At 60.8% G+C, this 3,798-nt stretch carries 5 protein-coding genes and 1 pseudogene; 3 read left to right on the forward strand and 3 right to left on the reverse strand.

Annotation, left to right across the window (positions count from 1 at the left end):
• The 3 genes and pseudogenes from BN874_RS25655 to speB all read right to left on the reverse strand — a co-directional run.
• Window positions 1-219: pseudogene (locus tag BN874_RS25655) on the reverse strand (ISAs1 family transposase); the annotation flags it as partial.
• The gene (locus BN874_RS25660; protein ID WP_051497728.1) at window positions 174-464 is read right to left on the reverse strand and encodes a transposase family protein; all 291 of its coding nucleotides are present in this window, start codon (window positions 462-464) and stop codon (window positions 174-176) included. The pseudogene BN874_RS25655 and the gene BN874_RS25660, both read right to left, overlap by 46 nt.
• Before the next feature lie 125 nt (window positions 465-589).
• Window positions 590-1,471, reverse strand: a complete 882-nt coding sequence (gene speB, locus BN874_RS11150; protein ID WP_034433255.1) for an agmatinase — start codon at window positions 1,469-1,471, stop codon at window positions 590-592.
• A gap of 182 nt (window positions 1,472-1,653) precedes the next feature.
• Here speB and BN874_RS11155 point away from each other — a divergent pair, with 182 nt between their 5' ends.
• The 3 genes from BN874_RS11155 to BN874_RS23610 form a co-directional block, all read left to right on the forward strand.
• Window positions 1,654-2,205 (forward strand): pyruvoyl-dependent arginine decarboxylase, encoded by a 552-nt coding sequence (locus BN874_RS11155; RefSeq protein WP_034433257.1) that lies wholly within the window; start codon window positions 1,654-1,656, stop codon window positions 2,203-2,205.
• Window positions 2,206-2,564: 359 nt separating this feature from the next.
• The gene (locus tag BN874_RS26420) at window positions 2,565-2,657 is read left to right on the forward strand and encodes an IS4/Tn5 family transposase DNA-binding protein (RefSeq protein ID WP_195912172.1); all 93 of its coding nucleotides are present in this window, start codon (window positions 2,565-2,567) and stop codon (window positions 2,655-2,657) included.
• Between the two features lie 61 nt (window positions 2,658-2,718).
• A protein-coding gene (locus BN874_RS23610; RefSeq protein WP_154724881.1) for an IS630 family transposase occupies window positions 2,719-3,798 on the forward strand; the annotation gives its coding sequence in 2 pieces (ribosomal slippage) (window positions 2,719-3,154 and window positions 3,154-3,798; 1,081 coding nt annotated over the 2 pieces). This gene is flagged as partial in the annotation.

Genomic DNA, 3,798 nt, shown 5'->3' on the forward strand with positions numbered 1-3,798 from the left:
GCCCCAGTGCTGGCGCACCGTGGCTGCAAACCGATCCCGTTCCGTCAACGAGCACAGGAAGTAGCGGCATTCGGTGCGGGTTTTTTCCCTGATGATGCGGGGGGACTCGACCCGCCCGACGGCCTGAAGCCCGGCCCAGTCCGGTTTGGCCGCCAGCCCGTCGATTGGGTGGCTCAGGGCATAGCGGCGGATTTCGATCCGGCCGGGGCCTTTCTCCACCCCAGCACGTCGCTCAGGGTGTCGTGCGAGGGAATGCCATTGGGCAGATCCAAAAATCCCCGCAACCAAGCTTCCTTCTCCTCGGCAAAGTCCGCCATCCCCACCCAGTCCTCCACCCCGCTCAACACCGCGCACAGCACGATCATCAGAATGTCATGGAGTTTGTGGAGCTTGTTCTGGCTCTCCCGACGGGGATCCGGCAGGTCGGCAAAATACGGGCGCGGGTCGAGCAATTGGGGCCGCATCAGGTCTCTCCGCAAGATCAACCTCGCTCCGTTACCCCGGCGATCAGCCTACTGTCAACCCCACACATAGCGCGATTGCCCTGGGGATAGGGATAGGGATGACGTACTGTGTCGGAATACCCCGATCAGGATTGCAAGGACAGGTACTGCCAGACTACGCTGGCGGCGGCGAGGGCGGTGATTTCGGCGATGTCGTAGGCCGGGGCGACCTCGACCACATCCATGCCCTTGAAGTCGAGTCCGCCGAGTCGCTTCAGGATCGCCATCACCTGCCAAGTGAACAGACCTCCCACCTCGGGGGTGCCGGTTCCGGGTGCCTGCCCGGGGTCGATGGCGTCGATATCGAAGGAAAGGTAGACCGGTACCGTTCCTACGGTAGCGAGTACGAGATCGGCGACTGCTTGCGGGCCGGTCATGTGAACCTCTTCGGCGCTGACGATGCGCACGCCCTGCGCTAACGTCCACTCGTAAACGGCGCGGGCGACCGGTGAACGGATACCGATCTGGATCATCCGCCGGGGATCGACCAACCCCTCGGTGATCGCTCGGTAGAACACCGAGCCGTGCCCGAGCGGCTGACCAAAACTATCCGGCCAGGTATCCACATGAGCGTCGAAATGCACCATCCCAAGCGGCCCGGACCGCCTTGCCAGCGCTCGCAACAGCGCCAGGGTAATGGTGTGGTCGCCGCCGATGGCGACGAGATGGGGAAATCTTGCCGCCTGCTGCTCGATCAAAGCCAAGGAGGCCGGAATATCGCCGAGGGCCAGAGCGAAATCCCCAACGTCAGCCAACCCCAAGGTCCGGGGATCGCGCCAGTTCGCTGGATTATCGCCATCCACCAGCATCCGGCTGGCGTGGCGCACCGCCAGCGGCCCGGCCCGTGCGCCCGCCCGATTGGTGGTCCCGATATCAAAGGGCACGCCAGCCACCGAAAACCGCGCCGCCGGCTCGAAGGTGACGCCAAGAAAGCGGGGCAGAATTGCGAAGGTGGGTGTTAGGCTCATACTCTCCAAAGCTCCAAAACCAACTCGGTTACCTCATCGGATGTTGCATATTATCAGTTTTGCATCTTATTGTTCTTCCTTCATAAAAATGTCATCGTATCCGCCTCGACTTCATGCCCTCGCGTCTTTATTATGAAACTTCAGCCCTCCATTTCCCTTCTGTTCACCACAAGGAATCGCCCGTGTTTCCGACACCCACCCGTGTGTTTCTGACCAAGGGGATCGGTGTTCACCGCCACACCCTGACCGCTTTCGAGCTGGCCTTGCGCGACGCAGACATTGAACAACAGAATCTGGTTTACGTCTCATCGATCCTGCCGCCCGGCTGCGAACTGGTAGCGCGTGAGATCGGGGTGGCCGACCTGAAGCCGGGCGACATCACGTTCTGTGTGATGGCGCGGATCGAGACCAACGAACCCGGCCGTCACATTCACGCCAGCATCGGTCTCGCCCGGCCGGCAGATCCCGAGACCTACGGTTATATTTCCGAATACCACGGGTTCGGCCAGAGGGCCGAACAAAGCGGCGATCTCGCAGAAGACCTCGCGGCCAGCATGCTTGCCAGCACCCTGGGCTTGGATCTCGACCCCGAGGTCGCCTGGAACGAACGCAAGCGTCTCTACGAACACAGCCATCTGGTCATCAACAGTTTGTCGATGACTGCTGCCACCGAAGGTGATCCCGAGGGTCGTTGGACTTGTGCGGTCTCCGCAGCCGTATTCCTGTTCTCTTGACGCCACCCCCTGACGGCAGCCCTTTCAAGGTGTAAAAATACAACATTGAAAATCAATAAGTTGAATTTAACCTCGAACACTCTTCTTAGCCAAACCCGATGTTAGGCCGAGTTGGGTAACAGAGAATCAGACGGTTACGTCAACCATCAACTGAGCACCTTGAAAGGGCTGCCCCTGACGGTTATCTCCTCCAAATTAGGAATCGTTACTCGCCCTGTACACACCGCGCTTTACCCCAGCGGTTGATGAAGGCTGTGGATCTCATGTGAAGGTGGGTGGGCTGCTTTCAGCCCATTCGTTTACCCACATCTCTCAACTGATTGTATCATATAATTTTTTATACAATTATGGAGAGTGATATGGGGTGGGCGGAGCCAGAGTTTGGAACATTGGAATTGGGAGATGCACGGCGGACGCGGCGGTTGATTAGGCTAGTACTTCACCCGTCCTGAGTTGACTTCAAGTAGCGCATGGGTTTTCCTGTGCGGGTAACCGCCGACCTGGATCCTGATCATGCCGCTACCCAAATACATCGTCCACCTGACCACCGAGGAACGTACCGAACTGGAAGACCTGATTCGCACTGGGAAGCGGGCGGCGTCCGTGATCATCCATGCGCGGATTTTGCTCAAGGCCGATACCGGGGCGAACGGGCCGGGTTGGGACGACGACCGGATGGCCGAGGCGGTGGAGTGCGGGGCTTCGACGGGGTACCGGGTCCGCCAAGCCTTCGTGGAGGAAAGCCTCGCGGCGGCGCTGTTCCGAAAGAAGCCCACGGGCCGGCAGTATCGTAAGCTCGACGGTGCCCAGGAGGCCCACCTGATTGCGCTGGCCTGCGGCGCGGTGCCGGAGGGGCGGAGCCATTGGACCTTACAACTGCTGGCCGACCGGCGGGTGGAACTGAACGTGGTCGAGTCGATCAGCCCGGAATGCGTGCGCGTGACGCTCAAAAAAACGAACTCAAGCCGTGGCTGCGCCAACAGTGGGGGATTCCGCCTCAGGCCAATGCCGAATTCGTCTGCGCGATGGAGGACGTGCTGGAGGTCTACACCCGGCCCTACGACCCGGCCCGGCCGGTGATTTGTCGGGATGAGATCAGCAAGCAATGGGTGGCGCAGACCCGCCTCCCGATCCCAGCCCAACCGGGTCAACCGGAACGGGTCGATGATGAATACGAACGTCGGGGGACTGCGAACCTGTTCCTCACCTGCGAGCCGCTGGTCGGGCAGCGCCATGTGACCGTGACCGGGCAGCGCACCGCCGTGGACTTCGCCCACGAGGTCCGCGACCTGCGGGAGGTTCGCTATCCGCACGCCGAAAAGGGGGTCTTGGTGATGGACCATCTGAACACCCACAAGCCCGCCGCTCTGTATCAGGCCTTCGAGCCGGCTCTGGCCCGCTCCCTCATCGAACGGCTGGAAATCCATCACACTCCCAAACACGGCAGTGGGCTGAATAGGGCCGAGATTGAACTCAGCATCCTGAGTCGGCAGTGCCTGGATCGTCGCATCCCCGACGCCGATACCCTGACCCGGGAGGTGATCGCTTGGGAACAGGCGCGCAACGCTTGCCCCCACCCGGTCAACTGGCGCT

The organism is Candidatus Contendobacter odensis Run_B_J11, assembly GCF_000531125.1.
Classification (GTDB): domain Bacteria; phylum Pseudomonadota; class Gammaproteobacteria; order Competibacterales; family Competibacteraceae; genus Contendibacter; species Contendibacter odensensis.

Coding starts and splice junctions, on each gene's coding strand:
- BN874_RS26420 (WP_195912172.1), top strand. CDS start 2,565: ATGGGGTGGGCGGAGCCAGAGTTTGGAACATTGGAATTGGGAGATGCA.
- BN874_RS25660 (WP_051497728.1), bottom strand. CDS start 464: ATGCGGCCCCAATTGCTCGACCCGCGCCCGTATTTTGCCGACCTGCCG.
- speB (WP_034433255.1), bottom strand. CDS start 1,471: ATGAGCCTAACACCCACCTTCGCAATTCTGCCCCGCTTTCTTGGCGTC.